The following is a 26446-nucleotide window of genomic DNA, read 5'->3' on the forward strand; positions in this document are numbered from 1 at the left end:
CACGGAGATTACCATGGGCATTTTCGATTTTCTTTCAGGCGAATTTATCGACGTCATCCATTGGGTCGACGATACCCGCGACACGATGGTCTGGCGGTTCGAGCGGCACGGCCACGAGATCAAGTACGGCGCCAAGCTGACCGTGCGCGAGGGGCAGGCGGCGGTATTCGTGCACGAGGGGCAACTGGCGGATGTGTTCACGCCGGGTCTCTATATGCTCGAGACGAACAACATGCCGATCATGACGACGCTGCAGCACTGGGATCACGGCTTTCAGAGCCCGTTCAAGTCCGAGATCTATTTCGTCAACACGACGCGGTTCACGGATCTCAAGTGGGGCACGAAGAACCCGATCATGCTGCGCGATCCGGAATTCGGGCCGACCCGCATCCGCGCTTTTGGAACCTACAGCACGCGCGTCACGGACCCGGCGAAGTTCCTGACCGAGATCGTGGGCACCGATGGCGAATTCACGATGGACGAGATCAGTTATCAGGTCCGCAACATCATCGTGCAGAGCTTCAGCCGGATCATCGCGGGGTCTGGTATTCCGGTACTCGACATGGCGGCCAACACTGCCGATCTGGGCAAGCTGGTCGCCGCCGAGATTTCCGCCGTGGTGGCGGACTACGGGCTGACCATTCCGGAATTCTATATCGAGAACATCTCGCTGCCGCCCGCGGTGGAAGAGGCGCTGGACAAGCGCACGTCCATGGGCCTGGCCGGAAATCTGGGAAAGTTCACCCAGTATTCGGCGGCCGAGGCAATGACGGCGGCGGCCAAGAACCCCGGCGGCGCCGGGGGTGGCATGGGTGCCGGGATCGGGGCCGGTCTGGGCATGGCGATGGCGGGTCAAATGGCCGGGCAGGGTGGCCCTTGGGGGCCAAGCGCTCATCAGCCGTCACCGTCTGCCTCGCCCGCGCCGCCCCCGCCGCCGGTCGAGCATGTCTGGCACATCGCGGAAAACGGCCAGACCCACGGACCCTATTCCAAGGCGGCTTTGGGCCGGATGGCGAGCGACGGCAAGCTGACTCGGGACAGCCATGTCTGGACCGCCGGGCAGGACGGATGGCTGAAAGCCGGTGACGTGCAGGAACTGGCGCAGCTCTTCACCATCCTACCGCCGCCGCCGCCCGGGGCGTGAGGGCGTTCAAGTCACGGCGGCTGGCGACGCAGATTCTGCATTGGACGACCGGCGTGCTTTTGTACCTTTTATTGTCCGTCGATGACCGGATCTTCGGCGTGTTAGGCTGGACCTTCGTGGTCTCGGGCGGGGCGCTATGCCTGCTTTGGCTTTGCTTCGGTCTGCTGAACAAGGGGCAGGGCCCGGCGCTGGACGGTGTTTTGCGCACCGCGCATCCGTGGCTGAGCCGGGGCATGTACGTTCTATTGGCTTGGGCCGTGATGGCGCTGGCTGCCGGAGCGGTGGAGCGGCCCTTGCCGGGGCCGGAGGTCCGGACCGCCTTGCTGGTGCTGGGGGCGGCGCCGCTCTTTCACGCGATATTCCATCTTTGGCGTCACACGGCCTTGCGGGACGGCGCGCTGCGCCGCATCATCCCGGCCAAATTCCACAAGTACCTGTAGGCATATGCTCGATTCCCCGACCGTTGAACAACAACACCGCTTTCCCTGTGACCAGTGCGGCGCCGATTTCAGGTTTGATCCGCAGGCGGGCAAGCTGATCTGTGATCATTGCGGCAACGAGGCAGAGATGGAGCAGGCAGGCCCCTGGGCCGCGCCGCTGAAAGAGCTGGATTTCGGCGCGGCGATCAAGGGTGAACTGGACGCGTCGGAGATCGAGGAGACCCGCGTCGTGACCTGTCCCAACTGCGCCGCGCAGGTGGAGTTCGACGCGACGGTACATGCCGCCGAGTGCCCGTTCTGCTCAACGCCAGTGGTCACGGATACCGGCACGCATCGGCATATCAAACCGCGCGGCGTCTTGCCGTTCAGGGTGGATGAGCCGGCGGCGCGGGGCGCCATGACCGAGTGGCTGGGTCGATTGTGGTTCGCGCCCAACGGGTTGCAGGACTATGCGCGAAAGGGGCGCAGAATGCAGGGCATCTATGTGCCCTATTGGACCTATGATGCCGACACGAAGTCCAGCTATACCGGCGAGCGCGGCACGGTCTATTACGAGACAAAGACGGTCATGCGCGACGGCAAGCGCGAGCAGGTGCAGGTGGCCAAGGTCCGATGGACGCCTGTGCGGGGCCGAGTGGCGCGGTTCTTCGACGATGTGCTGGTGCTGGCCTCGAAAACCTTGCCGAAGCGCTACACCGACGCGCTGGAGCCTTGGGAGTTGGGCGAATTGCAGCCCTACAGCCCGGAGTTCCTGGCCGGGTTTCGCGCCGAGGGATATCAGGTGACGCTGGAGGACGGGTTCGTGCAAGCGCGGCAGATCATGGATGCCCGGATTGCGCGAGACGTTCGGTTCGACATCGGTGGTGATCGGCAGCGCATTCATTCGATCGACACGGCGGTCAACGATGTGACTTTCAAGCACGTCCTGCTGCCCGTCTGGCTGGCGGCCTACAAGTACAGTGGCGAAACCTATCGCTTTGTCGTCAACGGTCGCAACGGCAAGGTGCAGGGCGAGCGGCCCTATTCGGCGATCAAGATCGCAATTGCCGTGGTGATCGGGGTCATCGTGGCGGCAGCGGTGGGTTACGGCGTGGCGATGAGCCAATGAGTGCGGACGGCGACGCCCTGAAGCGGCTGGTGCAGGCCCGCTATTCGTGCCGTGCCTTCAGGCCCGAGCCGGTGGCGGACGCGGTGATCGAGCGGATCGTCGACACGGCGCGATACACCGCGAGTTGGAACAACACGCAGCCTTGGGAACTCCTGGTGACGCGGGGCACGGAGACGGAGGCGTTCCGGCAGGCCTTGCTGAGCGAGGTGCAGACGGGAAAGCCGGGGCCCGATATGGACTGGCCAGAAAGCTATCCCGGCGAACTGGGCGAGCGGCGGCGGACCTGTGGCTATGCGCTTTACAACGCGGTCGGCATCGCGCGGGAGGATCGCGAGGCCCGGGCTCGGCAATCGATGCGGAATTTCGAGATGTTCGACGCGCCGCATGTGGCCATCCTGCATATTCCGCAAGTTTTAGGCCCCTATGGCGCGCTGGATGCGGGCGGGTTCCTGACGGCCTTCATGCTGGCGGCGACGGCAGAAGGGCTTGGCACGATCGCGCAGGCGGCGGTCGCGGCCTATCCGGACGTAGTCAGGCGGCACTTCGGCCTGCCAGAAGACCATGCCATTCTGTGCGCGATTTCCTTCGGCTATGCCGACGAGACGCAGCCGGTGAACCAGTACCGCACCGAGCGCGAAGACGTCGGTGCGATCCTGACATTCAGGGGCTGAGGCCGGACCTTCAGGCGGCGTCGGCCGTGCTCTTTGCGTCGGCCCACTCCCACGGGCGGGTAAATTCGCCAAGGCAATGCGAGATCGCCGCCTCGTCCGCCTCGCCGGTCTTCGACAGGCGGGCCACGAGGCCGCGTTTCTTGTCGTCGATCACCTCGGTCACCTCGGCGTTGATGCCGGCCTCTGCGAGCGCAGCGTTATAGACCCGGGTGATGGCCCGCTTGCGCAGGTCGGGCTTGAACACCTTGCCGACGGCGGTCTTGGGCAGCTCGTCCAGCACCTCGATATATTTCGGGATGGCGGCGCGTTCGTGGACGTGGATCTTGCAGTGCTCGCGCAGGGCCTCGGCGTCGACGGAGCCGCCGTCGACCAGTTCCACATAGGCGCAGGGCAGTTCGCCTGAATGCGCGTCGGGCTGGCCGATGGCACCGGCGCCCGCGACCTCGGCATGGGCCATAAGCGCCTCTTCGATATCGGCGGGGTCGATATTGTGCCCGCCGCGAATAATCAGGTCCTTGGCGCGGCCGGTGATCCAGAGGTAGCCGTCGCCGTCGATCCGACCGAGGTCGCCAGTGCGCAGGTAGACCTCGTGATGGTATAGGTCCTTGTTCTTGGCGGCTTCGGTATAGGTGTTGCCAGCAAAGACGCCCGGGTTGGCGATGCAGATCTCGCCCACCTCGTCAGGGCCGCATTCGGCGCCGTCGGTCTTGTAGATCTTGACGTCGGTGTAGGGCAGGGGCACGCCGACGCTGCCGACCTTCTTCTCGCCCGTGGGCGGGTTGCACGACACAAGACAGGTCGCCTCGGTCAGGCCGTAGCCCTCGATCACGGTCATGCCGGTGGCGGATTCGAAGCGCTTGAACAGTTCCAGCGGCATGGGGGCCGAGCCGGAGAAGGCGTTCTTCACCTTGGAAATGTCGGCATTCACCTTGCGCTGCATCAGCGCGGCGGTGGCGGTGGGCACGGTGATCACGAAGGTCGTGCCCCAGCGTTCCAGCAGTTTCCAGAAATTGTCGAACACGCCGTCGCCGCGATATCCGGCGGGGGTGGGAAAGACCACATGTGCGCCGGACTTGATCATCGCCATCAGGATGACGTGGCAGGCGAAAACGTGAAACAGCGGCAAAGGGCACATGATGCTGTCCTGCTCGTCAAACAGCAGGCGATGGCCGAGCCAGCCGTTATACACCATCCCGGAATACTTGTGCTGGGCAACCTTGGGCATGCCGGTGGTGCCGCCGGTGTGGAAATAGGCGGCGACGCGGTCGGCCTGTTTGTCCTCGAACGACAGCGTCTTGGGGTGCTTGCGCGCCTCGGCGTTGAAGTTCTTGACGTCGGCGTGATGATTGTCCGGGTTCTTGGGGCGGATCAGTGGGACGATCCAGCTTTTCGGGGGCGTCAGGTAGCTGACAAGGTCGACTTCAAGGACCGTGTGCACACGGGGCGCGTTGCGCACGGCTTCGGCCATTTTCTGGGCCACGTCGGTTTTCGGGAATGACCGCAGGGTCACGACGACGCGGGCGTCGGTTTCGCGCAGGATGGCGCCGATCTGTTCGGGCTCGAGCAGCGGGTTGATCGGGTTGGCGATGCCCGCGACCATTGCGCCGATCGTGGCGATGGCAGTCTCAAGGCAGTTGGGCATGACGAGCGCGATCACGTCATCCTCGGCAATCTTCAGGCTGCGGAAGAGGTTTGCAGCCTGGCAGACACGCCCATGAAATTCGGACCAGGTTAGCGTCTGTGCCTTGTCGGTGGGCCCCGACAGAAGCTGATAACTGACGGCGGGGCGATCCGGGAAGGCGGCCGCGGTATCGGCCAGCATCTGGTGCACCGTCTTGGGCAGGTCGCGCGCCTCCCACGGCATTTCGTCCTGGATACCGATCACGTCCTGACGTGTGGAAAATGTCATGTTGTCTCCTCCCGCGGCGCGTCGTCATGCGCCCTATTCTCCCGTCCGGGCAGCATGATCACGAATTGCGGGGCGTGCAAGTTTTACGCTGCGTTTTCTTGCCGCTCCCCGGGTCGCCGAAAACGTCTCTTGACTCTTTTAGTCGGAAAATTCATCAATTGCTTACAAATTCACTCGGAAAAAGAAAGGCTTTTTCTTGATGGCTCATCTGACCTCTCGTTCTCTCGTTGCCGCGCTGGCGCTGACCGGTGTGGCTGTGCCTGCCGTCGCGCAGGAGGTGAACGTGTATTCCTCGCGTCACTACGACACCGACGAAGCGCTCTATGACGCGTTCACCGAGGAAACCGGCATCACCGTGAACCGGATCGAGGCCGATGCGGACGAACTGATCGCGCGGCTGGAAGCGGAAGGCGAGAACAGCCCCGCCGACGTGCTGATCACCGTGGATGCGGGCCGCATGGCCCGGGCCGAGGAGCTGGACCTTCTGGCGGCCTACGAGTCGCAGACCATCGAGGACCGCATCCCCGACCACCTCGAGCACCCCGAGAATCTTTGGTACGGGATCGCGCAGCGCGCGCGGATCATCTATTATGACAAGGAAAAGGTGGAGAACCCGCCGCAGACCTACGAAGAGCTGGCCGATCCCGCGTGGGAAGGCAAGATCTGCATCCGGTCGTCCTCGAACATCTACAACCAGTCGCTGATGGCCTCGATCATCGAAACCCACGGCGAGGAAGCGGCCAAGGAATGGGCGCAGGGCATCGTCAACAACATGGCGCGGGACCCGCAGGGCGGCGACACCGACCAGCTGCGCGGAATTGTTTCGGGCGAGTGTGAAGTGGCGGTCGGCAACCACTATTACTTCGTGCGCGGCTTCGAATCCGACGTCGAGGGCCTGAGCGACGATATCGACAAGATCGGCTGGGTCTGGCCGAACCAGGACGGGCGAGGCACCCACGTCAACCTGTCCACCGCAGCCATGTTGAAGACGGCGCCGAACCCGGACAACGCCGTGAAGCTGATGGAATATTTCACCAGCGACACCGCGCAGACCAACCTTGCGACGGGCAACCACGAATACCCCGCCGTCGAGGACGCGCCCGGCACGGCGACCACCGAGCGCCTGGGTGAATTCAAGGCGGACGAGACCACGCCCACCGCGGCGTTCAGCCGGAATGCGTCCAAGGCGCAGGAACTGTTCAACGCGGTCGGCTGGGACTAAGAAATTCGAGCAGGCATGTCACGCGGCGTCCCCAATCGGGGGCGCCATTTTCGTTTGCTGGAACGTCCACTGAGGTTTCGGAGTATGCTCGGTTAAGAGCCGCGCGTCAGCCCCTTGCGCGGCTGCCCCGTCCGGCCTGATCCGGACGAGGCGTTTTGGTCAGCTCACGTCCTTGTAGCTGACTTCCTTTTCGTCCTCACCGAGTTTTGCACGGCGGGTCAGCAGACGGTTGAGGGCGTTGATGTAGGCCTTGGCACTCGCGACCACGGTGTCGGTGTCGGCGGACTGCCCCGTGGCGATGTTGCCGCCTTCCTCCAGCCGGACGGAGACGGTCGCCTGTGCATCGGTGCCCTCGGTCACGGCGTGGACCTGATAGAGCGACAGGTGCGCGTCATTGGGGTGCAACTCGCGCACGGCCTTGAAGGTGGCGTCGACGGGGCCGTCACCTTGTTGCGTCGCGGATTTCTCCTCGCCGTCGATGGTCATGACCATTTCGGCCTCGGCCTGGCCGCCGGTGCCGCAGACCACGCGCAGGGATTTCAGAACGAGGCGGTCATTCTCGGCATCCTCGCCGGCGGCGACCAGCGCGATCAGGTCCTCGTCGAACACCTCTTTCTTGCGATCGGCCAGTTCCTTGAACCGCACGAAAACGTCGCCAAGCTGGTTCTCGGCCAAGTCGATCCCAAGGTTCTTGAGCTTCGAGCGCAGGGCGGCGCGGCCGGAATGCTTGCCCATGACGATATTGGTTTCGGTCAGGCCAACATCCTCGGGGCGCATGATCTCGAACGTCTCGGCGTTCTTGAGCATGCCGTCCTGGTGGATGCCGGATTCGTGGGCAAAGGCGTTCTTGCCGACGATGGCCTTGTTGGGCTGCACCTGGAAACCCGACACGGTGGCGACCCGGCGCGACAGGTGCATGATCTTGGTGGAGTCGATGCGGGTGTGATAGGGGATGATGTCGTTGCGGACCTTCATCGCCATCACCACTTCTTCCAGCGCGGTGTTGCCGGCGCGTTCACCCAACCCGTTGATCGTGCACTCGATTTGCCGCGCGCCGCCTTCGACGGCGGCCAGCGAGTTGGCCGTGGCCATGCCGAGGTCGTTGTGGCAGTGGGTGGCAAAAACCACGTCGTCGGCGCCGGGCACCTCGGCGATCAGGCGGCGGATGAGGTCGGCACTTTCGACCGGCGCGGTGTAGCCCACGGTATCGGGGATATTGATCGTGGTGGCCCCGGCCTTGATCGCGATCTCGACCACACGGGCAAGGTAATCCCATTCCGTCCGCGTGGCATCCATCGGGGACCACTGCACGTTGTCGCAGAGATTGCGGGCGTGCGTCACCGTTTCGTGGATGCGCTCGGCCATTTCGTCCTTGGTCAGGTTCGGGATGGCGCGGTGCAGGGGCGAGGTGCCGATGAAGGTATGTATGCGCGGCTGGGCGGCGTGCTTTACCGCATCCCAGCAGCGATCGATATCCTTGAGATTGGCGCGCGCGAGCCCGCAGATCACGCTGTCCTTGGAGTTCTTGGCGATCTCGGAAACGGCCCTGAAGTCGCCCTCGGACGCGATGGGGAAGCCCGCCTCGATAATGTCGACGCCCATCTCGTCCAGCAGGCCGGCGATCTCCAACTTTTCGGCATGGGTCATGGTGGCGCCGGGGGATTGTTCGCCGTCGCGCAAGGTGGTGTCGAAGATCACCACGCGGTTATGTTCGGAATTGGTCATGTCATGTCTCGTGTTTTGGTCCTAAGCCTGTGGCGCGAAAGGCTACTCCTCTGAGCGGTCGCGCCGGATCAGGGCACGCTCAGAGGCGGCTTAGGAGCAGACGCGCGGAAAGGCAAGCCGCCGTGGCGGGGCTTGCGGGGCCGGAGATATGGCAGCGCGTAGACATAAGCAGAGCATAAGGACGATGGGTGGCTTTGAAAACCCCCGATCTGGCGACGATTTTCGTCTTGAAGCAGGTCGGTGGCCCGCTAGCTCTTGGCGACATGAAAGAAGCATTGGTGATAGGCGCCTCTGGCGGAATCGGGTCCGCGCTTGTGGCGGCGTTGGAAGAGCGCGAGGTGCGGGTGACCGGGCTGTCACGATCCGGCGACGGTTTGGATGTGACGGACGAGGCGTCGGTCGAGGCGCATCTGGGGGTGCTGGAGGGCGAATTCGACCTTGTTTTCGTGGCCACAGGCGCGTTGGAGTTGGACGGACGCGGGCCCGAGAAGTCATTGAAAGAATTGAGCGCCGAGGCGATGGAGGCGCAGTTTCGGGTGAATTGCGTGGGACCATCCTTGGTGTTGAAGCACGCGGTGCGGCTGCTGCCGCGTGACCGTGAATGCCGGTTTGCCGCTCTGTCGGCACGCGTGGGGTCGATCGGGGATAACGGGCTTGGTGGCTGGTACAGCTACCGCACGGCCAAGGCGGCGGTGAACCAGATCATCCATGGTGCGGCGATCGAACTGAGCCGCACGCACAGGCAGTCGATCTGCGTGGCGCTGCATCCCGGAACGGTGGAGACGCCGCTGACCGAAAAGTTCGCGGGCGGGCACAAGACGGTTCCCCCTCAGGACGCGGCGCAGAACCTTCTGGATGTACTGTCGGCCCTAACGCCCGAGAATACGGGGCAATTCTTTGATTGGGCCGGGGAGCGGGTGCCGTGGTGAGGCGGCTGATCCTCGTGCTGGGGGACCAGCTGAGCAAGAACCTGTCGGCGCTGCGCGAGGCGGACAAGGCGAGCGACCTCGTGGTGATGGCCGAAGTGGCGGACGAGGCCAGTTACGTGGGCCACCATCCAAAGAAAATCGCGCTGATCTTCTCGGCGATGCGCCATTTTGCGCAGGAATTACAAGAGAGTGGCTGGCAGGTCGCCTATTCGCGGTTGGATGATGCGGATACGTCGAAATCCATCGTCGGCGAGCTGATGCGGCGCGGACAGGAGCATGACACGAGCGAGGTGATCGCGACCCAACCCGGGGAGTGGCGGTTGATCGAGGCGCTGGAGAATGCGCCGCTGACGGTGACGGTGCTGCCGGATGATCGGTTCGTGGCCTCGCTCGATGAGTTCAACACATGGGCCGAGGGGCGCAAGTCGTTGAGGATGGAGTACTTCTATCGCGAGATGCGCCGCAAGACCGGGCTGATGATGGACGGCGATGAACCGGCGGGCGAGAAATGGAATTACGACCACGAGAACCGCAAACCGGCCTCGGGCGACATGCTGCGCTCGAAACCTATGGCGTTTACGCCGGATGACATCACGGACGAGGTTCTGGACCTCGTCGAGAAGAAATTTGGAAACAATTTCGGGGCTTTGCGGCCGTTCACGTCTGCGGTGACGCGTGGCCAGGCGCTGCGGGCGCTGGATCATTTCGCCAAGAACCTTCTGGACTGTTTCGGGGATTACCAGGACGCGATGCTGCAGGACGACCGGTTCCTGCATCACTCGCTGTTATCTCAGTATTTGAACATCGGATTGCTGGATCCTGTGGAAATCTGCACCCGTGTGGAAGAAGAATGGAAAGCCGGGAACGTGCCGATCAATGCTGCCGAGGGCTTTATCCGGCAGATAATAGGCTGGCGGGAATACGTGCGGGGGATCTATTTTCGGGAAGGTCCGGACTATGTCACGCGCAATGCGCTGGGGCACAAGAGGGACTTGCCGTGGATGTATTGGGGGGGTGAAACGCATATGAACTGCGTCGCCCATGCCGTTGATCAGACACGGGAATTGGCCTATGCGCATCACATTCAGAGATTGATGGTGACGGGCAATTTCGCCCTTCTGGCGGGGGTGGATCCGCATCAAGTGCACGAGTGGTACCTGGCGGTTTACCATGATGCCTATGAATGGGTGGAGGCGCCCAACGTGATCGGGATGAGCCAGTTTGCCGATGACGGGATCATCGCGTCGAAGCCGTATGTGAGTTCGGGCAATTACATCGACAAGATGTCGGATTACTGTGGGTCCTGCGCCTATTCGGTGAAGGAAAAGACCGGCGAAAAGGCGTGTCCTTTCAACTTGTTGTATTGGGATTTCCTCGTGCGGCACCGGGAGAAGTTCGCCAGAAACCCGCGGATGGGGCAGATGTATGCCACGTGGGACCGGATGAAGGACGACCGCAAGGAGGCGGTTCTGGACGGGGCGAAACGCATCCTGGACAGGCTGGATGCGGGCGAAATCGTGTAAGGGTGCGACTCGAAGGTTAACGGCGCGGAAATCGGCGGATTCGGAACGTCGGTATTGCGTCGGTATCCGGGTGGTATGGCGACGGTGCGGTTTCTAGCGTTTTGCCGGGTTAACGGGGCGTGCGGAGTCGACGTTTGATTAACCGGGGCGCGCGTGGGTTTTCACCCACCCTACGAGGTCCCGGATCAGGTCCGGGACGGGCGGAGCGCGTGATTAGTTGCTTTCTTCGGTGGTCGCGTCGTCGGTCGTCTCGGCTTCGGCCTCCGTCTCGCCCTCGGCCGCGGTTCCGCTTTCGGCCTCGGTCGAGGTTCCCGCCGTGTCGCCGGTGTCAGATGTCGCCGCGCCGGTCTCTGCGCCGGAGGCCCCGGATGTGTCCTCGGGGACGGCCGGGGTCTCTTCCTCGGTGACCACGGTCGTCTGCTCGGCGAGAGCGCCGTCGGACCATTCGCCGGATGCCTCTTCGCCAGTGGCGTAGCGCATGGTGCCGGTGCCCTGCCGCTTGCCGTTCTCGAACGTCCCCTCATAGACGTCGCCGTTGGTGTAGGTCGCGACCCCTTGGCCCGAGATTTCGCCGTTCTGCCACTGACCGTCATAGACGAAGCCATCGGGCATCGTGATCTTTCCCTGCCCGTGGCGCTGGCCGTCGACGAACTCGCCCTCATAGACCGTGCCGTCGGCATAGGTGGCCGTGCCTTGCCCGTGCCGCTGTCCATCCTGCCACGCGCCCTCGTAGCGGTAGCCGTCGGGATAGGTCATCACGCCCTGGCCGTGGTTCTTGGCGTTCTGGAACTCGCCCTCGTAGACGAGGCCGTTGGGATAGGTTGCCTTGCCCGTACCGTCGATCACGCCGCCGGACCACTCGCCTTCGTAGGTGGAGCCGTCGGGGTAGGTGACCTTGCCCTGGCCGTTGGCCAGGTCGTCGCGGAACTGGCCTTCGTAGACCGAACCGTCGGGATAGGTGACAGTGCCTTCGCCCGAGATCTTGCCCGCGACCCAGGACCCTTCGTAGCGGTAGCCGTCGGAGCCGGTGAAGGTGCCCTGTCCGTGGCGGCTGTCATCGGCAAACTCGCCTTCGTAGACATCGCCGTTGTTATAGACCACGCGCCCCTGACCCTCGCGCCGGCCCGCCACAAGCTCGCCCTCGTAGACGTCGCCATTGGGCTGGGTCAGTTTGCCGGTGCCGTTGATCTGACCCTCGGCCCAGGTGCCTTCGTAGATCAGCCCGTCGGGCATGGTGAGCGTGCCTTCGCCGTCGCGGGCGCCGCGCTTGACCTGGCCTTCGTAGACCGCGCCGTCGGGATAGGTGATCGTCGCCATGCCTTCCTTGACGCCGTTCACCCAGTCGCCGTCGTAGATATAGCCGCCGGGGCTTTCCATTTTGCCCCGGCCGTGATGCTGGGCGTTGCGAAAGCCGCCCTGGTAGCGCACGCCGTTGGCATAGACCGCGACGCCCTCGCCGTTGATCTTGCCGTCCTCCCACGTGCCCTCGTAGGTGCCGCCGTCGGAGAAGGTGATCTTGCCCACGCCTTCGGGCTTGCCCTTGGCGAACTCGCCCTCGTAGACCGATCCGTTGGGAAAGCGCGCGGTGCCGGTGCCGCGGATCTCGCCATCGACCCATTCGCCGGAATATTCATAGCCGTTGGGCAGGGTGTAGGTGCCGGTGCCGTGCTGAAGGCCGTTGCGGAACGTGCCCTCGTAGATGCCGCCGTCGTCATACTGCTTGGTCTGGACTTCGCCATCCTGCGACAGGGCGGGACCGGCCAGCCCGAGCATCGCGGCGAGGACGATAGATGTGACGGTTCTGCTTTGCATGTCGGCCCACTCACCCCGGTTCTGCGACAACCCCCCAATGGGTCCAAGAGAACGTAATTGACCCGGGCAGGGCTGACAACGGCTTTTCCCGGTTTCGGCTTTCCCTCGCGCGTCCATCTGCTAAATCACGGGGGAAGTGGGAATTGCGAGGGTTTCGAGGGCGTATGGCGGATCGGTTTCGCGTGACATTGGCACAGCTGAACGCCACGGTGGGCGACCTTGACGGGAACGCGGACCTGGCGCGCAAGGCCTGGGAGGCCGGGAAGGCCGCCGAGGCCGACCTTGTGGCGCTGCCCGAGATGTTCATCACCGGGTACAACACGCAGGACCTGGTGATGAAGCCGGTGTTTCACCAGGCGGCGATCGCGAAGATCGAGGAGCTGGCGAAGGACTGTGCGGTGGGGCCGGCGCTGGCCATTGGAGGCCCGGCGCTGGAAGGCGCGGAGCTGTACAACGCCTATTACATCCTGAAGGGCGGCAGCATCACCGCCTGCGTGCTGAAGCATCACCTGCCGAACGAGACGGTGTTCGACGAAGTACGGCTTTATGCGTCGGGCGACGTGATGGGGCCATATGCCGTGGGTAATGTGCGCATCGGCTCGCCCATTTGCGAGGACAGCTGGCACGAGGACGTGCCCGAGACGCTGGCCGAGACGGGGGCGGAGTTTCTGCTGGTGCCGAACGGCTCGCCCTATTACCGCGGCAAGCTGGCGCATCGGCACCAGTTGATGGTGTCCCGCGTGGTCGAGACGGGGCTGCCGCTGATCTACCTCAACCTGGTGGGGGCGCAAGACGACCAGGTGTTCGACGGCGGCACCTTTGCGCTGAACCCCGGCGGCAAGCTGGCGGTGCAGATGCCGCTGATGGAAGAGGACATCGCGCATATCGACCTGGTGCGCGGAGACGACGGCTGGCAGATCGAGAAGACCGACCTGGCGCATATCCCCGACACGCTGGAGAGCGATTATCACGCGATGGTGCTGAGCTTGCGCGATTACATGCGCAAGACGGGGTTCGGGAAAGTGCTGCTGGGCCTGTCGGGCGGCGTGGACAGTGCGATTGTGGCCACGATTGCGGTCGATGCGCTGGGGGCGGAGAACGTGCGGTGCGTGATGCTGCCGTCGGAATATACCTCGCAGGCGTCTTTGGACGATGCCAAGGCGTGTGCGAACGCGCTGGGTGCGCGGTATGATTTCGTGCCCATCGCCGAAGGGCGCGCGGCGATCACGAACACGCTGGCACCGCTATTTGAGGGAACCGAGCCGGGGATCACGGAGGAGAACATCCAGTCGCGGCTGCGCGGCCTGTTGTTGATGGCGCTGAGCAACAAGTTCGGGGAGATGCTGTTGACCACCGGCAACAAGTCCGAGGTGGCGGTGGGCTATGCCACGATCTATGGCGACATGGCGGGCGGGTACAACCCGATCAAGGATCTGTACAAGACGCGGGTGTTCGAGATCTGCAAGTGGCGGAACGCCAATCACCGCGAGTGGATGATGGGGCCCGAGGGCGAGGTGATCCCCGAGAACATCATCACCAAGCCGCCCAGTGCGGAGTTGCGCGAGGACCAGAAGGACAGTGACAGCCTGCCGGATTATCCTGTGCTGGACGGGATATTGCAGATCCTTGTGGACGAGGACGGCTCGATCGAGGATTGCGTCAAGGCGGGGTATGACCGCGCGGACGCGGTGCGGGTGGAGCATCTGATCTACATCAGCGAATACAAGCGCTTCCAGTCCGCCCCCGGCACGCGGTTGTCGAAACACGCGTTCTGGCTGGATCGGCGCTATCCCATCGTGAACCGGTGGCGGGACGGGGGTTAGGCCCGCCGGTTTTGCATGGCCGGGAGGTGTCTGTTACGATCCAGAAATATTATTTTCAGGAGGTTGATATGACACGCTTTTTTACCGCAATTGCCGCGATGATGCTGGCCGTGCCGGCGGGGGCGGCGGAGCTGAACGACGAGTACGAGGCCATAGGGACGATGACCGTCACGCTGGATGGCGAGGTTATGGAACTGGTCATTGCCTATGACATCGAAGACGAGGAAGCCTACGCCGAGCAGAAGATGATCATGGGGTCGTCCCTGTCGGTCAACGCCGTGGGGCAGACGGTCGGCGAGGACGGTTCGCCCGGACGGCCCATGGTGCAGGTGACGCTGCTGGAGCAGGGCGGAGAGATGCGGATGCTGTCGGCGGAGATATACGACGACCAGGGCTATGACGCGCCGTTGGCAATGGGGGCAGACGGCGGTGAAGGAACCTTGACCGCGTTCGAGATGACCGAGGACAACGTGATGACCGCGACGGTCGAGGGGACGTTCCTGCGGCTGACGAACTACATGGACGAGCCGCGCGTGGCCGACGGGGCCGAGCCTGTAGCGGCGACGATCAGTTACGAGGCGGAGCTGGCGCCGCTGGAGTAAGGGCGGCCCGGACTTGGGCCGCGCGCACAGCGTCAGGGTCAGGGGGCCATCGACGTGCGGGGTGGGCTCGAGGCTCTCGGAGTTGAAAGGCAACCACTCTTTATGCCTGGTTGCGCCGCGCGTGCCGCGCATGTGGTTGATGACAGCCGGGTTTCAATCCGGACACACGACATGCTTGCCGTTTGGGTACGGATGAACCGGACACAGGCAGGGTCCGATCCCCTTTGATCGTCGGACGGTTCAACGCTTGGCTCGAGGTGGCCCGACGTCCTCGACAGTAGCAGGTCCTTAAGCCGCCACCGCACTTTTGAAATGACGTGCAGCCCGGTTGTTCTGAGAATCGGTGCTATCGAGGGAAAGGAGACATAACCCCTGTCTGACGCGTCGTCCGAGGAATGGGACGTTCCCGCGCCCGAAGGCAAGGTCAACACGATCGTTACCAGCTACGAGGTGGCGCAGGACAATATCGAGCGGGAGATCGGTTCGCTCTCCTTCGATATTCACAATCCGGTTTTCCTGGTTTCCTCCCTGACGGTCGTTGCCTTGGTGCTGTTGATCGGTGGCCGGCTTACGGCGTTTCAGGCGACGGTGAACGCCACGGGCATCGTTTTTCCCATCGTTCTGCTGTTCCTGTGCGGGACAGTTTTCAAGGTCTGAGCAGCGCGCCGCGGTCCCGGTGAATTGGCTGATTGGTTGAAAAATGCCTAGTGAATTCTGCTTATTGTAGAGAAAAGCCGTTTCGGCGGCACCAGATGATGTGCAGGATATCGCCGGTTCCATCCGCGCAGGCGGTGGCGGGACGGCAGACGGAATCGGTGGGTGATTTCACGCCGATAGTTTTTTCGCCTGTTTAGAATCACTTAGTGGTTCTGGTCGGCGGAGCCTGCCGAAAGCCGCCGATTGTCAGGCCGCGGAATTGATTGAAAATTTGCGCTGTTCTAACCCAGATGACAACGCTCCCACGCCCAAATCGGGACTGCTGGAAAGCAGGAGGAGCAGGTGAGGGTGACCCGTGTACGAGGGGGCCATTCGCCGGTTAACCAGTGGTGTTTTCTTGCGAGTCAACCAGTCATTCCGAGTGGGGCCTGCGTGCCCAAAGTTTACCTATCGAAAACGGCAAGCTCTTAACAAGGAAGACAAAAATGGACTTCTCGCAACTGGTCGCCCTTTTCAGTTCCGATCCGCAGGCAACGGTGCGTACCGGGCTCAGGTTCGTTCACTTCATCGGCTTGGCATTGGGCCTGGGTGGTGCGATCCTGCTCGATCTCATGATGTTACGGTTCTTCGTCAGGGGCAGGATCATCAAGGAAACATCAGACATCTTCGAGTTCGCATCAAAGATCGTCAGCGCGGGGCTGTTCGTGCTGTGGATCACGGGCGTCGGGTTCCTGTTCCTATATGCCCTGACGAACCCCGAACTGCTGATGAACCCCAAGGTTCACGCCAAGCTGATGATCGTCACGATCCTGACGGTGAACGGCTTTTTCATCCACACGATCATCCTGCCGGGCGTCAAGCGGCAGATCGGCAAATCCCTGTTCACCGATATCAGTCCGCTGAAGCGGACAGTCTTCGTGACATCCGGGGCCATCTCGGCGGTGTCGTGGTTCCTTCCGGTGGCGCTGGGCGCCTTCCCGCAGCTGAACAACAACGTGCCGGTGATGGTGATCCTGACGGCCTACCTGCTGCTGATCGCCACCGCGGCGGTGCTGATGCACGGCGTGGTCTACATGCTGCACAAATCCGAATCCGAATCCGAGCCGGCGCCGGTCTTCCGTCTGCGTAACCCTGTGCGCAACCCTGTCTGAGCCAAGGAGGCCGGATGAGCCGGGAGGCAGAGGCATACTGCCGGTTGCAAGAAAAACGGGGGCCAATTGGCCCCCGTTTCCCGTCCCCCGTCGACTGGCTTATTTCTGCAGTTCGGTCCAGATCGCGGTGTAGAATTCCTGCGCCTCGGCGGGGCAGGCGGTGGTGAAGCGGCCCGCGGCCTTCAGCTCTTCGGGCACGACGATCTCGGGTGCGGTCTTCATGTCCTCGGGCATGAATTCCTCGGAGCCGTCGATGCCGTTGGCGTAGCGCGCAAAGGCCGACAGCATGGCCGCGTTTTCCGGCTCCATGATGAAATTCAGGAAAAGCTTGGCGTTTTCCACGTTCTGCGCGTCCGACAGGATTGCGGCGCTGTCCATCCAGACCGGGTAGCCCTCTTTGGGGTAGCCATAGGCCACATCTTCGTTGTTGTTGCGGGCGCGGAAGGTCGAGCCGTTCCAGTTGACCGAGGCCATGACGTCGCCGTTCGACAGCTTCTCGGTCATGCCGTAATCCATGCTCATCCACTTGGGCTTGGCCTCGATCAGCACGTCGCGGGCCTTTTTCAGCATTTCCTTGTCGGTGGTGCAGGGCTCGCCGCCGACGTAAAAGAGCGTGAGGTTCATCACGTCCTGCATTTCGGGCACGACGTTCACCTTGCCCACCAGTTCCTCTGGCGGGTCGAGGAAGATGGCGGAGGTGTTGATGTCGCCGTCATAGGCCGATTTGTTCACCGCGACGCCGGTCGTGCCCCATTGCCACGGCACGGAATATTCGCGGTTCGGGTCCCATTCGACGTTCTTCCACTGCTCGGAAATGTTGGCGTAGTTTCCCATCTCGGGGATGCCCGGCTGCATCAAGAGGTCCTTTTCGATATAGACCCCCATGTAGCTGTGGGTGGGCACCACGATGTCGAAGCCGTGGCCGCCGGCCTCGATCTTGGCGAGCGCGGTGGTGTTGCTGTCATAGTCCGTGATCGTGACGTCGATGTCGTATTCCTGTTCGAACTTCTCGATCATCTCGGGGCTGGTGTAGTTGCCCCAGTTGTAGATGTTGAGCGAGCCTTCGGCATGGGCCACCCCGGCGAGCGCGATGGCCGCCACTGTGCATGTCAGATGTAGTTTCATCGTCTTTCTCCCTGTTGAGGTTGTGCGCGGGTTAGTCCCGCTTGCGGTTCAGTATAAAGAAGGCGGTCAGCAGAAGCACGGTCAGCGCAAGGAGCGCGGTGGAGATCGCGTTGACCTCGGGTGTGATGGCGCGGCGCAGCTGGCCCAGCATGTAGGTGGGCAGGGTGTCCTGCCCGGCGGATTTGACGAACTCGGTGATGATCACGTCGTCGAGCGAGATGACGAAGGCCAGCATGGCGCCGGCGGCGATGCCGGGCATCATCAGCGGCAGGGTCACGTGGCGGAAGGTCTGCCAGGGCCGGGCGTAGAGGTCCGAGGCGGCGGTTTCAAGGGCCAGGTCCATGCCTTCGAGCCGGGCGCGGATCGGCAGGTAGGCGAAGGGCACGCAGAAGGCCGAATGCGCGAGGATGAGGTAGGCCAGCCCGGTGTAGCCGGTGGCGACCTTGATCGAGGCGAAGAAGATCAGGAGGGCGACGGCGGTCACGATCTCGGGCACCATCAGGGGCTGGTTGATCATCACGTAAATGAGCGTTTGCCCCTTGAAGCGGCCGCGGCGGGTGGTGCCGAGCGCGGCCATGGTGGCGACGGTGGTGGAGATGAGTGCGGCCGAGACGGCGATCACGAGCGAGCGCACGGTCGCCTCCTGCACCTGGGTGTTGTCCCAGGCCTCGACGTACCAGCGGACGGAGAAGCCGCCCCAGAGCGCCACGGATTCGGAATCGTTGAACGAGTAGATCACCATCGTGACGATCGGCGCGTAGAGCAGCACGAAGGTCGTGAGCGCGATGGCGGTGAAGCCGGGCAGGGTGGTGACGGAGAAGCTCTTGTTCCTAGCCATTGGAGTCATCCCTCGAGGTGACGCGGACATAGGCAAGCAGGGCGACGAGGACGATCATCAGCAGGAGCAGCGAGAGGGCCGCGCCAAGGGGCCAGTTGCGGCCCTGGCCGAACTGAAGCTCGATGAAGTTGCCGACCATCATGTTCTTGCCGCCGCCCAGGATGCGCGGCGTGACGTAGGCGCCCAGCGAGGGCACGAAGACCAGGATCGAGCCCGCGACGATGCCCGGTTTGACGATGGGCAGGATGACCCGGCGCAGCACCTTCATGCGGGTGGCGTAGAGGTCGTAGCCTGCTTCCACGAGGCGGAAATCGAAGCGGTCGATGGCGGCGTAGAGCGGCAACACCATGAGCGGCAGGTAGACATAGGCCATGCCGATCAGCACGGCAGTGTCGGTATAGAGGATCTGCAAGGGGTCATCGATGATGCCGAAATTCATCAGGAACGAATTCAGCAGGCCCTGGTTGCGGACCACTTCCATGATCGCGAATGTGCGGATCAGCAGGTTTGTCCAGAACGGAATTGTGATCAAAAACAGCCAGAAGCCGCGCTTGTTGGGCGGGCGCGTGGCGATGAACCACGCGGTCGGAAAGCCGATGGCGAAGGCGATGAGCGTGGTCAGCACCGACAGTTTCACCGAGCGCCAGAAGATCGTCAGGTGCGCGTCGGCAAAGGTGACGGTGTCGTCGAAGATGTCCCGCTCGAAGAAGACGCGGAACCACGCCTCGGTCGTGAACTCCCAGACCACGCCGGAATATTCGCCCGGCTCGAGAAAGGCGTAGACCACAACGATCAGCAGCGGCCCGGCGGCGCCCAGGGCCAGCAGGATCAGCGCCGGGATCGAAAGGATCCAGCCGGTGCGTCCGCTGCCATGGGTGGTTCCCGCCATGCTAGTCCTCCAGCACCCGGACCGCGCCGGGGACGAAATCGAAGGCGACGGTCTGGCCTGCGGTCAGGCCGGTGTCGCCAGAGGGCGGGCTTTGCATCCGCGCGACGACCTCGGTGTCGTCGGACATGCGCAGGTGGCAATGGGTGTCGGTGCCGAAATAGACGGTTTCGGCCACGCGGCCCCGAAGCGCGCCGTCGCCGATGCGGACCTGTTCGGGACGCACGGCAAGGCTGACGTGGGCGCCTTGAGAGGCGGCGTCGAGGTTGTCCACGGCGATCACGTCGCCGGTGGGCAGGCGCACGCCGCCCGGCTCGACCGTGCCGGTCAGGACATTGGTTTCGCCGATGAAATCGGCGACGAAGCGATTGACGGGCTTGTTGTAGATCTCACGCGGGCCGCCGATTTGCAGGATCACGCCGTCGCGCATGACGCCGATGCGGTCGGACATTGTCAGCGCCTCTTCCTGGTCGTGGGTGACGAAGACGAAGGTGATGCCGGTCTCGGTTTGCAGGCGCTTGAGTTCCAGCTGCATTTCCTTGCGCAGCTTGAGGTCGAGCGCGGAAAGCGGCTCGTCCAGCAAGAGCACCTCGGGCGCGGGGGCAAGGGCGCGGGCCAGTGCCACGCGCTGTTGCTGGCCGCCGGAGAGTTGCTGGGGTTTGCGGTCTGCGAAGGCCTCCAGCTTGACCAGGGCCAGCATCTCGGCCACGCGGGCGTCGACCTGTGCCTTGGGCGTGCCCTGCATGGTCAGGCCGAAGCCGATATTGTCGGCCACGCTGAGATGCGGGAAGAGTGCGTAGCTTTGGAAGACCGTGTTCACGGGACGGTCGTAGGGGGCCATCGTGCTGATGTCCCGCGCGCCCAGCAGGATCATCCCGGATGTGGGCGATTCGAACCCGGCGATCAGGCGCAGAAGGGTGGTCTTGCCACAGCCCGAGGGGCCCAGAAGCGTGAAGAATTCGCCCTTGTTGATCACAAGGGAAACATCGTTGAGGGCGCGGACCTTCTTGTCGCCGGCACCGTATTCCTTGCGGGCCGATCGGGCCTCGACCGCGGCTTCGGTCATGCGTTGTCCCCCATGTTCATGACCTTAGTGTTTCCCGACAAGGCCACGACATTCAAGTATTTTCAGGTGTCGATACCGGGCAATGCCGGAATTTGATCAAACCATGGGCGGGCGCGTTCCAGATCGGCGCAGAGAGACATGAGCGCGGTGTCGGCCCCGAACCGGGCGGCGAGGTGGATGCCGATGGGCAGGCCGTCGGCGCCGCGGCAGAGCGGCAGGGAGACGGCGGGCTGGCCGGTGGCGTTGAAAGCCGCGGTATAGGGGGAGTAGGCGAAGATGCCATCCTCGCCCATGCGGTAGGCCACGTAATCCTCGGTGTCGTGGGCGAAGCGGCCGATGGCGGCCGGTGGCTCGGCCATGGTGGGGGTCAGCAGGATGTCGTGATCCTCGAAGAACGCGGCCATCTGGCGGCCATAGGCGTGCACGGTCTCCACGGCATCGAGGTAATCGGTGCCGCTGACGGTCTTGGCGTAGTCCACGGCGCCGCGGGCGACGCCTTCGAGATCGCCCTGGCGCAGGTCGCGGCCCCGTTTGGCCAGCGCCCGCCGCACCCAGGAGGCCGTGCCGCAGGCGACGATCTTGGTCCAGGCGTGCATCATGCCTGTCGTGTCGGCGGTGGGGCGGGCCGGGGTCACGTGGTGGCCCATCTCCTGCAGCAGGGCGGCGGCGTCCTGCACGGCGGCCTGGCATTCGGGGTGGATGGGGTCGCCGGTGAGGGTGGTGTCACAAAGGGCGATACGCAGGGGGCCGTTGGGCCGGTCGAGCGATTCGATGAAGGTGCAGGGCATCGGGGGCGCGACGTAGGGCGCGCCGAGGTCGGGGCCGCAGACGATATCGAGCAAGAGGGCCGTGTCGCGGACCGAGCGGGTGAGAAAGCCCTCGATCGCCATTCCCGCCCAGCCTTCCCCGGCATAGGGCCCGTCGGGGACCATGGCGCGGGTGGGCTTGAACCCGACGAGACCGCAATTGGACGCCGGGATGCGGATCGAGCCGCCGCCGTCGCTGCCATGCGCTCCGGGGACGATGCCTGCCGCCACCGCCGCGCCCGAGCCGCCGGACGAGCCGCCGGGGGTGCGGGAGCTGTCCCAGGGATTGCGGGTGGGGCCGCCATAGACCGCCGCCTCGGTCGCCGCGCCCACGCCGCCCTCGGGCGCGGCAGTGCGGCCGAAAGTAACGAGGCCCGACGATTCCAGCCGGTCGTAGATGGTGGAATTCATCTTGTAGCTGGTGTTGGCCAGAAGGCGGGAGCCGAGCGAGGCGGGATGCTGGGTGGATTCCGCGCCCATGTCCTTGAGCAGGAAAGGCACGCCGGTGAGCGGGCCCTTGGGCAGGCCGTCGGCGATCATCTGGCGGGCGGTGTCGGAATAGTCGTGCACCACGGCGTTGAGCGCGGGGTTCACGGCGTGCATCCGGGCAAGGGCGGTGTCGAGGAGGTCGTCTGGCGTGACCTCGCCCTTGGCGACGAGGCCGGCGAGGGAGGTCATGTCGTGGGAGCGGTAATCTTGCATGGGGTCAGAATGCACGGGGCGTGCGGGGGGGCAAGGGGATGTTGTGGGAGAGGTAGAGGTCCCGGGTCAGGCCCGGGACGGGGTTTGCTATTCCCACCAGCGGTCGATGCTGGCGATGTCGTCGTCGGACCAGCCGAAATGGTGGGCGAACTCGTGGACCGTCACATGGGCCACCAGATCGGCCAGGTCCACGTCGCCACGGTCGCGCCATTCCGCCAGGATGGGTTCGCGGAACAGCCAGACGATATCGGGGCCGGTGGGCTGGTCGAAAACCGACTTTTCCGTCATCGGGATGCCGTCATAGAGCCCCGTCAGCTCGGCTGGGTCGGTCATGTCGAGGCTGTCGAGCATCTCGTGATCCGGCCAGTCGGCGACGTGGATGGCGACGGCCCGCGCGGCCTCGGCAAAGGCCTGCGGAAAGCCCGCCACGGTGCGGCGGGCCACGTCTTCCATCCAGTCGAGAGAGGTGTCGGGCGCGGGCATGGTCAGGATTTATGCTGCGCGCCCGAGAGGCGCAAGCGATCAGAGCCGCAGCTGGTAGGAGCTGGGCACGTAGGCGTAGCCGCTGTCCGATTTCTCGACGAAGCCGGTGGCGGGCCAGGGCATGTGATAGCCGACGAAGGGCATCTTCTCGGTGGCCAGCATGTCGAGGATCGTCTTGCGGGTCTGGGCGGCGGCGGATTTGTCCATGTCGAACTTCACCTCCCAGTCGGGATGGGCGAGGGACCAGACGTAGTGATTGGCGAAATCGGCGGCGATCATCAGGCTTTCGCCTTCGCTTTCGATCAGGTGGACCATGTGGCCGGGCGTGTGGCCGAAGGCGGCCATGGCGGTATGGCCGGAAAAGCCCGCGTCGCCGTCGCCGATCATGCTGAACTGCTCGGCCAGCGGGCGGACCTTGGCCTCGAAGTTCTCGTCGCCGGCGGCGGCCCAGTGGTCGAACTCGGCCGATCCGGTGACGTAGGCGGCATTGGCGAAGGTGGGCGTGTCGCCGTTCATCAGCCCGCCGATATGGTCGCCGTGCATGTGGGTGATGACGACCGTGTCGATCATGTCGGTGCTGTAGCCCGCGGCCTCGAGCGCCGCGGTGGTGCCCTCGGCATTCAGGCCGGTGTCGAAGAGCACAAGTTCGGACCCGGTGTTGACCACGGTGGGGGTGAAGAAGAACTGCGCCTGATCGGTCGGAATCATCGCGGCTTCGGAGACGGCGATGAACTCTTCTTCCTCGACATTCAGGCCGAAGATGGTGTGCGGATCGGGGCGGGTGGCCTCGCCTGCCAGCAGGGTCGTCACCTCGAACGCGCCCAGTTTGAACCGGCGGAAGGGGGGCGTGGCGGCGCCGAGCATGGGCGCGGTCGCCCAGGCGGGCAGGGCGGGCGCGGCGGAGAGGGCGGTGGCCGAGGCGATAAAGCCGCGGCGGGAAAGGCGGGTGGACATGTGAAACCTCCTGTTGCTGTCGCGCGAGAGGATAGGACGGTGCGGGCGAAAGTCCCCTTCGACATGCCGCTTTCACGTGAATTTGAGGCGCGGCACCGGCGGCTTGGCGGCGGGCGGGCGGGGGGCTAGGCTTGGGCCATGTGGTCGATCCTGAAGCATCCCGTTTTCGCGCGGTTTTTCGCGGCCCAGGTCGTGGCGCTGCTGGGCACGGGCCTGTTGACCGTGGCGCTGGGCCTTCTGGCCTATGATCTGGCCGGGGGGCGCGCGGGCGTGGTGCTGGGGCTGGCGCTGACGATCAAGATGGTGGCCTATGTGGGCCTGTCGCCGGTGATGCAGGCGGCGGTCGAGGTTCTGCCGCGCCGCGCTGTGTTGGTGGGCGCTGACATGGTGCGCGCGGGCATTGCCCTGTGCCTGCCCTTCGTGAGCGAGGTGTGGCAGATCTACGTGCTGATCTTCGCGTTGCAGGCGGCGTCGGCGACGTTCACCCCGGCTTTTCAGGCGACCCTGCCCGACGTGTTGCCGGACGAGGGGGACTATACGCGCGCGCTGTCGCTGTCACGGCTGGCCTATGACATCGAGAACCTTGCGAGCCCGGCGCTGGCGGGGCTGCTTCTGACGGTAATGAGTTACAACTGGCTGTTCCTGGGTACGGTGGCGGGATTCTGTGCCTCGGCGCTGCTGATCCTGGGCGCAGCCGTGCCGCCGGTGGGCGCGGGGGTGGGGCAAAGACCGTTTCGCGAGCGGGTGACGCGGGGGATACGGATCTACCTGGCGACGCCGCGCCTGCGGGGATTGCTGGCCCTGAATTTCCTGGCGGCGGCGAGCGGGGCCTTCGTGCTGGTCAACACGGTGGTGCTGGTGCGGGGCAGCTATGGCGGGTCCGAGACCGACCTGGCGGTGGCGATGGGCTGTTTCGGGGCCGGGTCGATGGCGACGGCGCTGGCCCTGCCGCGCCTTCTGGACCGGGTGGAGGACCGGCCCGTCATTATGGCCGCCGCACTGGCGCTGGTGGCGCTGAGCCTGGTGCTGGCGGCCGGGCTGACGCTGGGCATGGGATGGGGCGCGATGCTGGCGGGCTGGGCCGGGATCGGGGCGCTATGGGCCGCGATCCTGACACCCTCGGGGCGGCTGTTGCGGCGCTCGGCCCATGCCGGGGACCGCCCGGCGATCTTCGCGGCGCAGTTCGCGCTGAGCCATGCGTGCTGGCTGGTGACCTATCCGCTGGCGGGCTGGGCGGGCGTGACAATCGGGCTGGGGCCGGCGCTGGGCCTGCTGGCCTTGCTGGGGCTGGGCGCGGTGGCGGTGGCGTCGCGGGTCTGGCCGCGAGACGCCGAGGGGGTGATCACGCATCGGCATCCCGACTTGCCGCCCGATCACCCGCATCTGGAGGCGCACGGGCAGGGCGCGCGCCATGCTCACGAGGTGATCATCGACGATACCCATCACCGCTGGCCCACGCACGGCTGATACTGGACAAGCGCCCCCCCTTGTGACATTTGGCGCGGCAACAGGAGACACCCCATGACAACCACCCGTTTCGCGCCGTCCCCCACCGGGTACATCCATATCGGCAACCTGCGCACCGCGCTGATGAACTTTCTGATTGCCCGCAAGGCCGGCGGGACGTTCATCCTGCGGATCGACGACACCGACCCGGAGCGGTCGAAGCAGGAATACGTGGACGCGATCAAGGAAGACCTGGAATGGCTGGGCCTGACCTGGGACCGGGTCGAGCGGCAGTCGGAGCGGCTGGACCGCTATGCGGAGGCGGCCGACACCCTGCGCGGGATGGGGCGGTTCTACGAGGCGTTCGAGACGCCGACCGAGCTGGACCTGAAGCGGAAGAAACAGCTGAACATGGGGCGGCCGCCGGTCTATGACCGGGCCGCGCTGGGGCTGAGCGAGGAACAGAAGGAGGCACTGCGCGCCGAGCGGGGCGATGGCGTCTGGCGATTCAAGCTGGATCACGAGCGGATCGAGTGGGATGACGGCATCCTGGGCGACATTTCCATCGACGCGGCCAGCGTCAGCGACCCGGTGTTGATCCGGGGCGACGGGCAAGTGCTGTATACGCTGGCCTCGGTCGTGGACGACACGGAAATGGGCGTGACGCACGTCGTGCGCGGGTCGGATCACGTGACGAATACCGCGACGCAGATCCAGATCATCGAGGCGCTGGGCGGCAGCGTGCCGCAATTCGCGCATCATTCGCTGCTGACCGGGCCGCAGGGGGAATCGCTGTCGAAACGGCTGGGCACGCTGAGCCTGCGCGATTTGCGGGCGCAAGGCGTGGAGCCGATGGCGCTGTTGTCGCTGATGGCGCGGCTGGGCTCGGCCGATCCGGTGGAGTTGCGGACGGACATGGCGGAGTTGATCGAGGGGTTCGACATCTCGCGCTTCGGCTCGGCGCCGACGAAGTTCGATGCGAATGACCTGTTCCCGCTGACCGCGCGGGTGTTGCAGGGGCGCAACTTTGCGGACGTGAAGGCGCATATCGTGGCGCTGGGCGTGCCCGAGGACCAGGCCGAGCGGTTCTGGAGCGTGACGCGCGAGAACATCACCACGCTGCAGGACCTGGAAGGCTGGTGGATCATGTTCCGCGACGGGGCCGAGCCGGTGATCGACGACGAGGACCGGGAGTTCGTGGCCGAGGCGCTGGCGCTGTTGCCCGAGGGGCCGCATGACGGCGACACCTGGGGGCAGTGGACGGCCGTGGTCAAGGAACAGACCGGCCGCAAGGGCAAGGGCCTGTTCATGCCGCTGCGCAAGGCACTGACCGGGCAGAACCACGGGCCGGACATGAGCCAGGTGCTGCCGCTGTTGCAGGTGATCAAGGCGAAGGGCTGAAGGCTGGTCGTCGCGCGACGTCT

General features: G+C 64.3%; 23 protein-coding genes. 13 read left to right on the plus strand and 10 right to left on the minus strand.

The features are described 5' to 3' along the window. Nucleotides 1-13: 13 nt before the first annotated feature. Genes RBB18_RS06495 through RBB18_RS06510 form a run of 4 tightly spaced genes read left to right on the plus strand, consistent with a single transcriptional unit; the run spans nucleotide 14 to nucleotide 3363 of the window. Nucleotides 14-1144, plus strand: coding sequence for an SPFH domain-containing protein (locus RBB18_RS06495; RefSeq protein ID WP_103762219.1), 1131 nt, complete (start codon nucleotides 14-16; stop codon nucleotides 1142-1144). A gap of 53 nt (nucleotides 1145-1197) precedes the next feature. Then, nucleotides 1198-1584 carry a hypothetical protein gene (locus RBB18_RS06500; RefSeq protein ID WP_306111867.1) on the plus strand — a complete coding sequence of 129 codons (387 nt, stop codon included), beginning with the start codon at nucleotides 1198-1200 and terminating at the stop codon, nucleotides 1582-1584. Between the two features lie 4 nt (nucleotides 1585-1588). Further along, nucleotides 1589-2692 carry a TFIIB-type zinc finger domain-containing protein gene (locus RBB18_RS06505; RefSeq protein ID WP_306111868.1) on the plus strand — a complete coding sequence of 368 codons (1104 nt, stop codon included), beginning with the start codon at nucleotides 1589-1591 and terminating at the stop codon, nucleotides 2690-2692. Continuing rightward, nucleotides 2689-3363, plus strand: a complete 675-nt coding sequence (locus RBB18_RS06510; protein ID WP_306111869.1) for a nitroreductase — start codon at nucleotides 2689-2691, stop codon at nucleotides 3361-3363. The genes RBB18_RS06505 and RBB18_RS06510 overlap by 4 nt, the downstream gene beginning before the upstream one ends. Before the next feature lie 10 nt (nucleotides 3364-3373). On the opposite strand, the gene RBB18_RS06515 is transcribed toward RBB18_RS06510, so the two are convergent. After that, the gene (locus RBB18_RS06515) at nucleotides 3374-5272 is read right to left on the minus strand and encodes an acyl-CoA synthetase (protein ID WP_274592542.1); all 1899 of its coding nucleotides are present in this window, start codon (nucleotides 5270-5272) and stop codon (nucleotides 3374-3376) included. 199 nt (nucleotides 5273-5471) lie between these two features. Here RBB18_RS06515 and RBB18_RS06520 point away from each other — a divergent pair, with 199 nt between their 5' ends. Further along, nucleotides 5472-6494, plus strand: a complete 1023-nt coding sequence (locus tag RBB18_RS06520) for a Fe(3+) ABC transporter substrate-binding protein (protein WP_306111870.1) — start codon at nucleotides 5472-5474, stop codon at nucleotides 6492-6494. Between the two features lie 159 nt (nucleotides 6495-6653). Here RBB18_RS06520 and RBB18_RS06525 read toward each other — a convergent pair whose 3' ends face one another. Beyond that, a complete protein-coding gene (locus RBB18_RS06525) occupies nucleotides 6654-8219 on the minus strand; it encodes a 2-isopropylmalate synthase (protein WP_103762225.1) in 1566 nt (521 codons plus the stop codon). 263 nt (nucleotides 8220-8482) lie between these two features. Between RBB18_RS06525 and RBB18_RS06530 the strand changes: the two genes are divergently transcribed. Both RBB18_RS06530 and RBB18_RS06535 read left to right on the plus strand, forming a co-directional pair. Further along, nucleotides 8483-9148, plus strand: a complete 666-nt coding sequence (locus RBB18_RS06530; protein ID WP_306111878.1) for an SDR family NAD(P)-dependent oxidoreductase — start codon at nucleotides 8483-8485, stop codon at nucleotides 9146-9148. Further along, nucleotides 9142-10671: a cryptochrome/photolyase family protein gene (locus RBB18_RS06535; protein ID WP_306111871.1), complete on the plus strand. Its 1530-nt coding sequence runs from the start codon at nucleotides 9142-9144 to the stop codon at nucleotides 10669-10671. The genes RBB18_RS06530 and RBB18_RS06535 overlap by 7 nt, the downstream gene beginning before the upstream one ends. A 213-nt stretch (nucleotides 10672-10884) precedes the next feature. Here the strand turns inward: RBB18_RS06535 and RBB18_RS06540 are convergent, their stop codons facing one another. Next, entirely contained in the window at nucleotides 10885-12483 is a 1599-nt protein-coding gene (locus RBB18_RS06540; RefSeq protein WP_306111872.1) for an MORN repeat-containing protein, read from the minus strand. Between the two features lie 164 nt (nucleotides 12484-12647). On the opposite strand from RBB18_RS06540, the gene RBB18_RS06545 reads away from it, so the two are divergent. The 4 genes from RBB18_RS06545 to RBB18_RS06560 all read left to right on the plus strand — a co-directional run bounded on the left by RBB18_RS06545 (nucleotide 12648) and on the right by RBB18_RS06560 (nucleotide 16716). After that, nucleotides 12648-14306, plus strand: coding sequence for an NAD+ synthase (locus tag RBB18_RS06545; protein WP_274592537.1), 1659 nt, complete (start codon nucleotides 12648-12650; stop codon nucleotides 14304-14306). Between the two features lie 68 nt (nucleotides 14307-14374). Then, nucleotides 14375-14908, plus strand: a complete 534-nt coding sequence (locus RBB18_RS06550) for a hypothetical protein (protein ID WP_146049977.1) — start codon at nucleotides 14375-14377, stop codon at nucleotides 14906-14908. Nucleotides 14909-15358: 450 nt separating this feature from the next. Further along, complete coding sequence (locus tag RBB18_RS06555; protein WP_306111873.1) at nucleotides 15359-15565, plus strand: hypothetical protein; 207 nt, start codon at nucleotides 15359-15361, stop codon at nucleotides 15563-15565. Between the two features lie 485 nt (nucleotides 15566-16050). Beyond that, nucleotides 16051-16716 (plus strand): hypothetical protein, encoded by a 666-nt coding sequence (locus RBB18_RS06560; protein ID WP_211286115.1) that lies wholly within the window; start codon nucleotides 16051-16053, stop codon nucleotides 16714-16716. Between the two features lie 99 nt (nucleotides 16717-16815). On the opposite strand, the gene RBB18_RS06565 is transcribed toward RBB18_RS06560, so the two are convergent. From RBB18_RS06565 to RBB18_RS06595, 7 genes are all read right to left on the minus strand, one after another. Beyond that, on the minus strand, nucleotides 16816-17841 hold the full coding sequence (locus tag RBB18_RS06565; protein ID WP_306111874.1) for an extracellular solute-binding protein: 1026 nt from the start codon (nucleotides 17839-17841) through the stop codon (nucleotides 16816-16818). Between the two features lie 31 nt (nucleotides 17842-17872). Then, the gene (locus tag RBB18_RS06570) at nucleotides 17873-18679 is read right to left on the minus strand and encodes an ABC transporter permease (RefSeq protein WP_103762233.1); all 807 of its coding nucleotides are present in this window, start codon (nucleotides 18677-18679) and stop codon (nucleotides 17873-17875) included. After that, complete coding sequence (locus RBB18_RS06575) at nucleotides 18672-19568, minus strand: ABC transporter permease (protein WP_103762234.1); 897 nt, start codon at nucleotides 19566-19568, stop codon at nucleotides 18672-18674. Before RBB18_RS06575 ends, RBB18_RS06570 begins: the two co-directional genes overlap by 8 nt. 1 nt (nucleotide 19569) lies before the next feature. Further along, complete coding sequence (locus tag RBB18_RS06580) at nucleotides 19570-20631, minus strand: ABC transporter ATP-binding protein (RefSeq protein ID WP_306111875.1); 1062 nt, start codon at nucleotides 20629-20631, stop codon at nucleotides 19570-19572. 62 nt (nucleotides 20632-20693) lie between these two features. Continuing rightward, a complete protein-coding gene (locus RBB18_RS06585) occupies nucleotides 20694-22139 on the minus strand; it encodes an amidase (RefSeq protein WP_306111876.1) in 1446 nt (481 codons plus the stop codon). 87 nt (nucleotides 22140-22226) lie between these two features. Beyond that, entirely contained in the window at nucleotides 22227-22622 is a 396-nt protein-coding gene (locus tag RBB18_RS06590; RefSeq protein WP_103762237.1) for a metallopeptidase family protein, read from the minus strand. Between the two features lie 39 nt (nucleotides 22623-22661). Continuing rightward, nucleotides 22662-23576 (minus strand): MBL fold metallo-hydrolase, encoded by a 915-nt coding sequence (locus RBB18_RS06595; protein ID WP_306111877.1) that lies wholly within the window; start codon nucleotides 23574-23576, stop codon nucleotides 22662-22664. A 138-nt stretch (nucleotides 23577-23714) separates the two neighbouring features. On the opposite strand from RBB18_RS06595, the gene RBB18_RS06600 reads away from it, so the two are divergent. Continuing rightward, nucleotides 23715-25043 carry an MFS transporter gene (locus RBB18_RS06600; protein ID WP_306112095.1) on the plus strand — a complete coding sequence of 443 codons (1329 nt, stop codon included), beginning with the start codon at nucleotides 23715-23717 and terminating at the stop codon, nucleotides 25041-25043. Nucleotides 25044-25097: 54 nt separating this feature from the next. Beyond that, nucleotides 25098-26423: a glutamate--tRNA ligase gene (gene gltX / locus RBB18_RS06605; protein WP_306112074.1), complete on the plus strand. Its 1326-nt coding sequence runs from the start codon at nucleotides 25098-25100 to the stop codon at nucleotides 26421-26423. Nucleotides 26424-26446 lie beyond the last annotated feature (23 nt).

The organism is Roseovarius sp. MMSF_3298 (assembly GCF_030733705.1).
Classification (GTDB): Bacteria; Pseudomonadota; Alphaproteobacteria; order Rhodobacterales; family Rhodobacteraceae; genus Roseovarius; species Roseovarius confluentis.

Coding starts and splice junctions, on each gene's coding strand:
- RBB18_RS06525 (WP_103762225.1), bottom strand. CDS start 8,219: ATGACCAATTCCGAACATAACCGCGTGGTGATCTTCGACACCACCTTG.
- RBB18_RS06575 (WP_103762234.1), bottom strand. CDS start 19,568: ATGGCGGGAACCACCCATGGCAGCGGACGCACCGGCTGGATCCTTTCG.
- gltX (WP_306112074.1), top strand. CDS start 25,098: ATGACAACCACCCGTTTCGCGCCGTCCCCCACCGGGTACATCCATATC.
- RBB18_RS06565 (WP_306111874.1), bottom strand. CDS start 17,841: ATGAAACTACATCTGACATGCACAGTGGCGGCCATCGCGCTCGCCGGG.
- RBB18_RS06585 (WP_306111876.1), bottom strand. CDS start 22,139: ATGCAAGATTACCGCTCCCACGACATGACCTCCCTCGCCGGCCTCGTC.
- RBB18_RS06520 (WP_306111870.1), top strand. CDS start 5,472: ATGGCTCATCTGACCTCTCGTTCTCTCGTTGCCGCGCTGGCGCTGACC.
- RBB18_RS06540 (WP_306111872.1), bottom strand. CDS start 12,483: ATGCAAAGCAGAACCGTCACATCTATCGTCCTCGCCGCGATGCTCGGG.
- RBB18_RS06550 (WP_146049977.1), top strand. CDS start 14,375: ATGACACGCTTTTTTACCGCAATTGCCGCGATGATGCTGGCCGTGCCG.
- RBB18_RS06505 (WP_306111868.1), top strand. CDS start 1,589: ATGCTCGATTCCCCGACCGTTGAACAACAACACCGCTTTCCCTGTGAC.
- RBB18_RS06595 (WP_306111877.1), bottom strand. CDS start 23,576: ATGTCCACCCGCCTTTCCCGCCGCGGCTTTATCGCCTCGGCCACCGCC.
- RBB18_RS06510 (WP_306111869.1), top strand. CDS start 2,689: ATGAGTGCGGACGGCGACGCCCTGAAGCGGCTGGTGCAGGCCCGCTAT.
- RBB18_RS06515 (WP_274592542.1), bottom strand. CDS start 5,272: ATGACATTTTCCACACGTCAGGACGTGATCGGTATCCAGGACGAAATG.
- RBB18_RS06560 (WP_211286115.1), top strand. CDS start 16,051: ATGGACTTCTCGCAACTGGTCGCCCTTTTCAGTTCCGATCCGCAGGCA.
- RBB18_RS06495 (WP_103762219.1), top strand. CDS start 14: ATGGGCATTTTCGATTTTCTTTCAGGCGAATTTATCGACGTCATCCAT.
- RBB18_RS06580 (WP_306111875.1), bottom strand. CDS start 20,631: ATGACCGAAGCCGCGGTCGAGGCCCGATCGGCCCGCAAGGAATACGGT.
- RBB18_RS06600 (WP_306112095.1), top strand. CDS start 23,715: ATGTGGTCGATCCTGAAGCATCCCGTTTTCGCGCGGTTTTTCGCGGCC.
- RBB18_RS06545 (WP_274592537.1), top strand. CDS start 12,648: ATGGCGGATCGGTTTCGCGTGACATTGGCACAGCTGAACGCCACGGTG.
- RBB18_RS06590 (WP_103762237.1), bottom strand. CDS start 22,622: ATGCCCGCGCCCGACACCTCTCTCGACTGGATGGAAGACGTGGCCCGC.
- RBB18_RS06530 (WP_306111878.1), top strand. CDS start 8,483: ATGAAAGAAGCATTGGTGATAGGCGCCTCTGGCGGAATCGGGTCCGCG.
- RBB18_RS06570 (WP_103762233.1), bottom strand. CDS start 18,679: ATGGCTAGGAACAAGAGCTTCTCCGTCACCACCCTGCCCGGCTTCACC.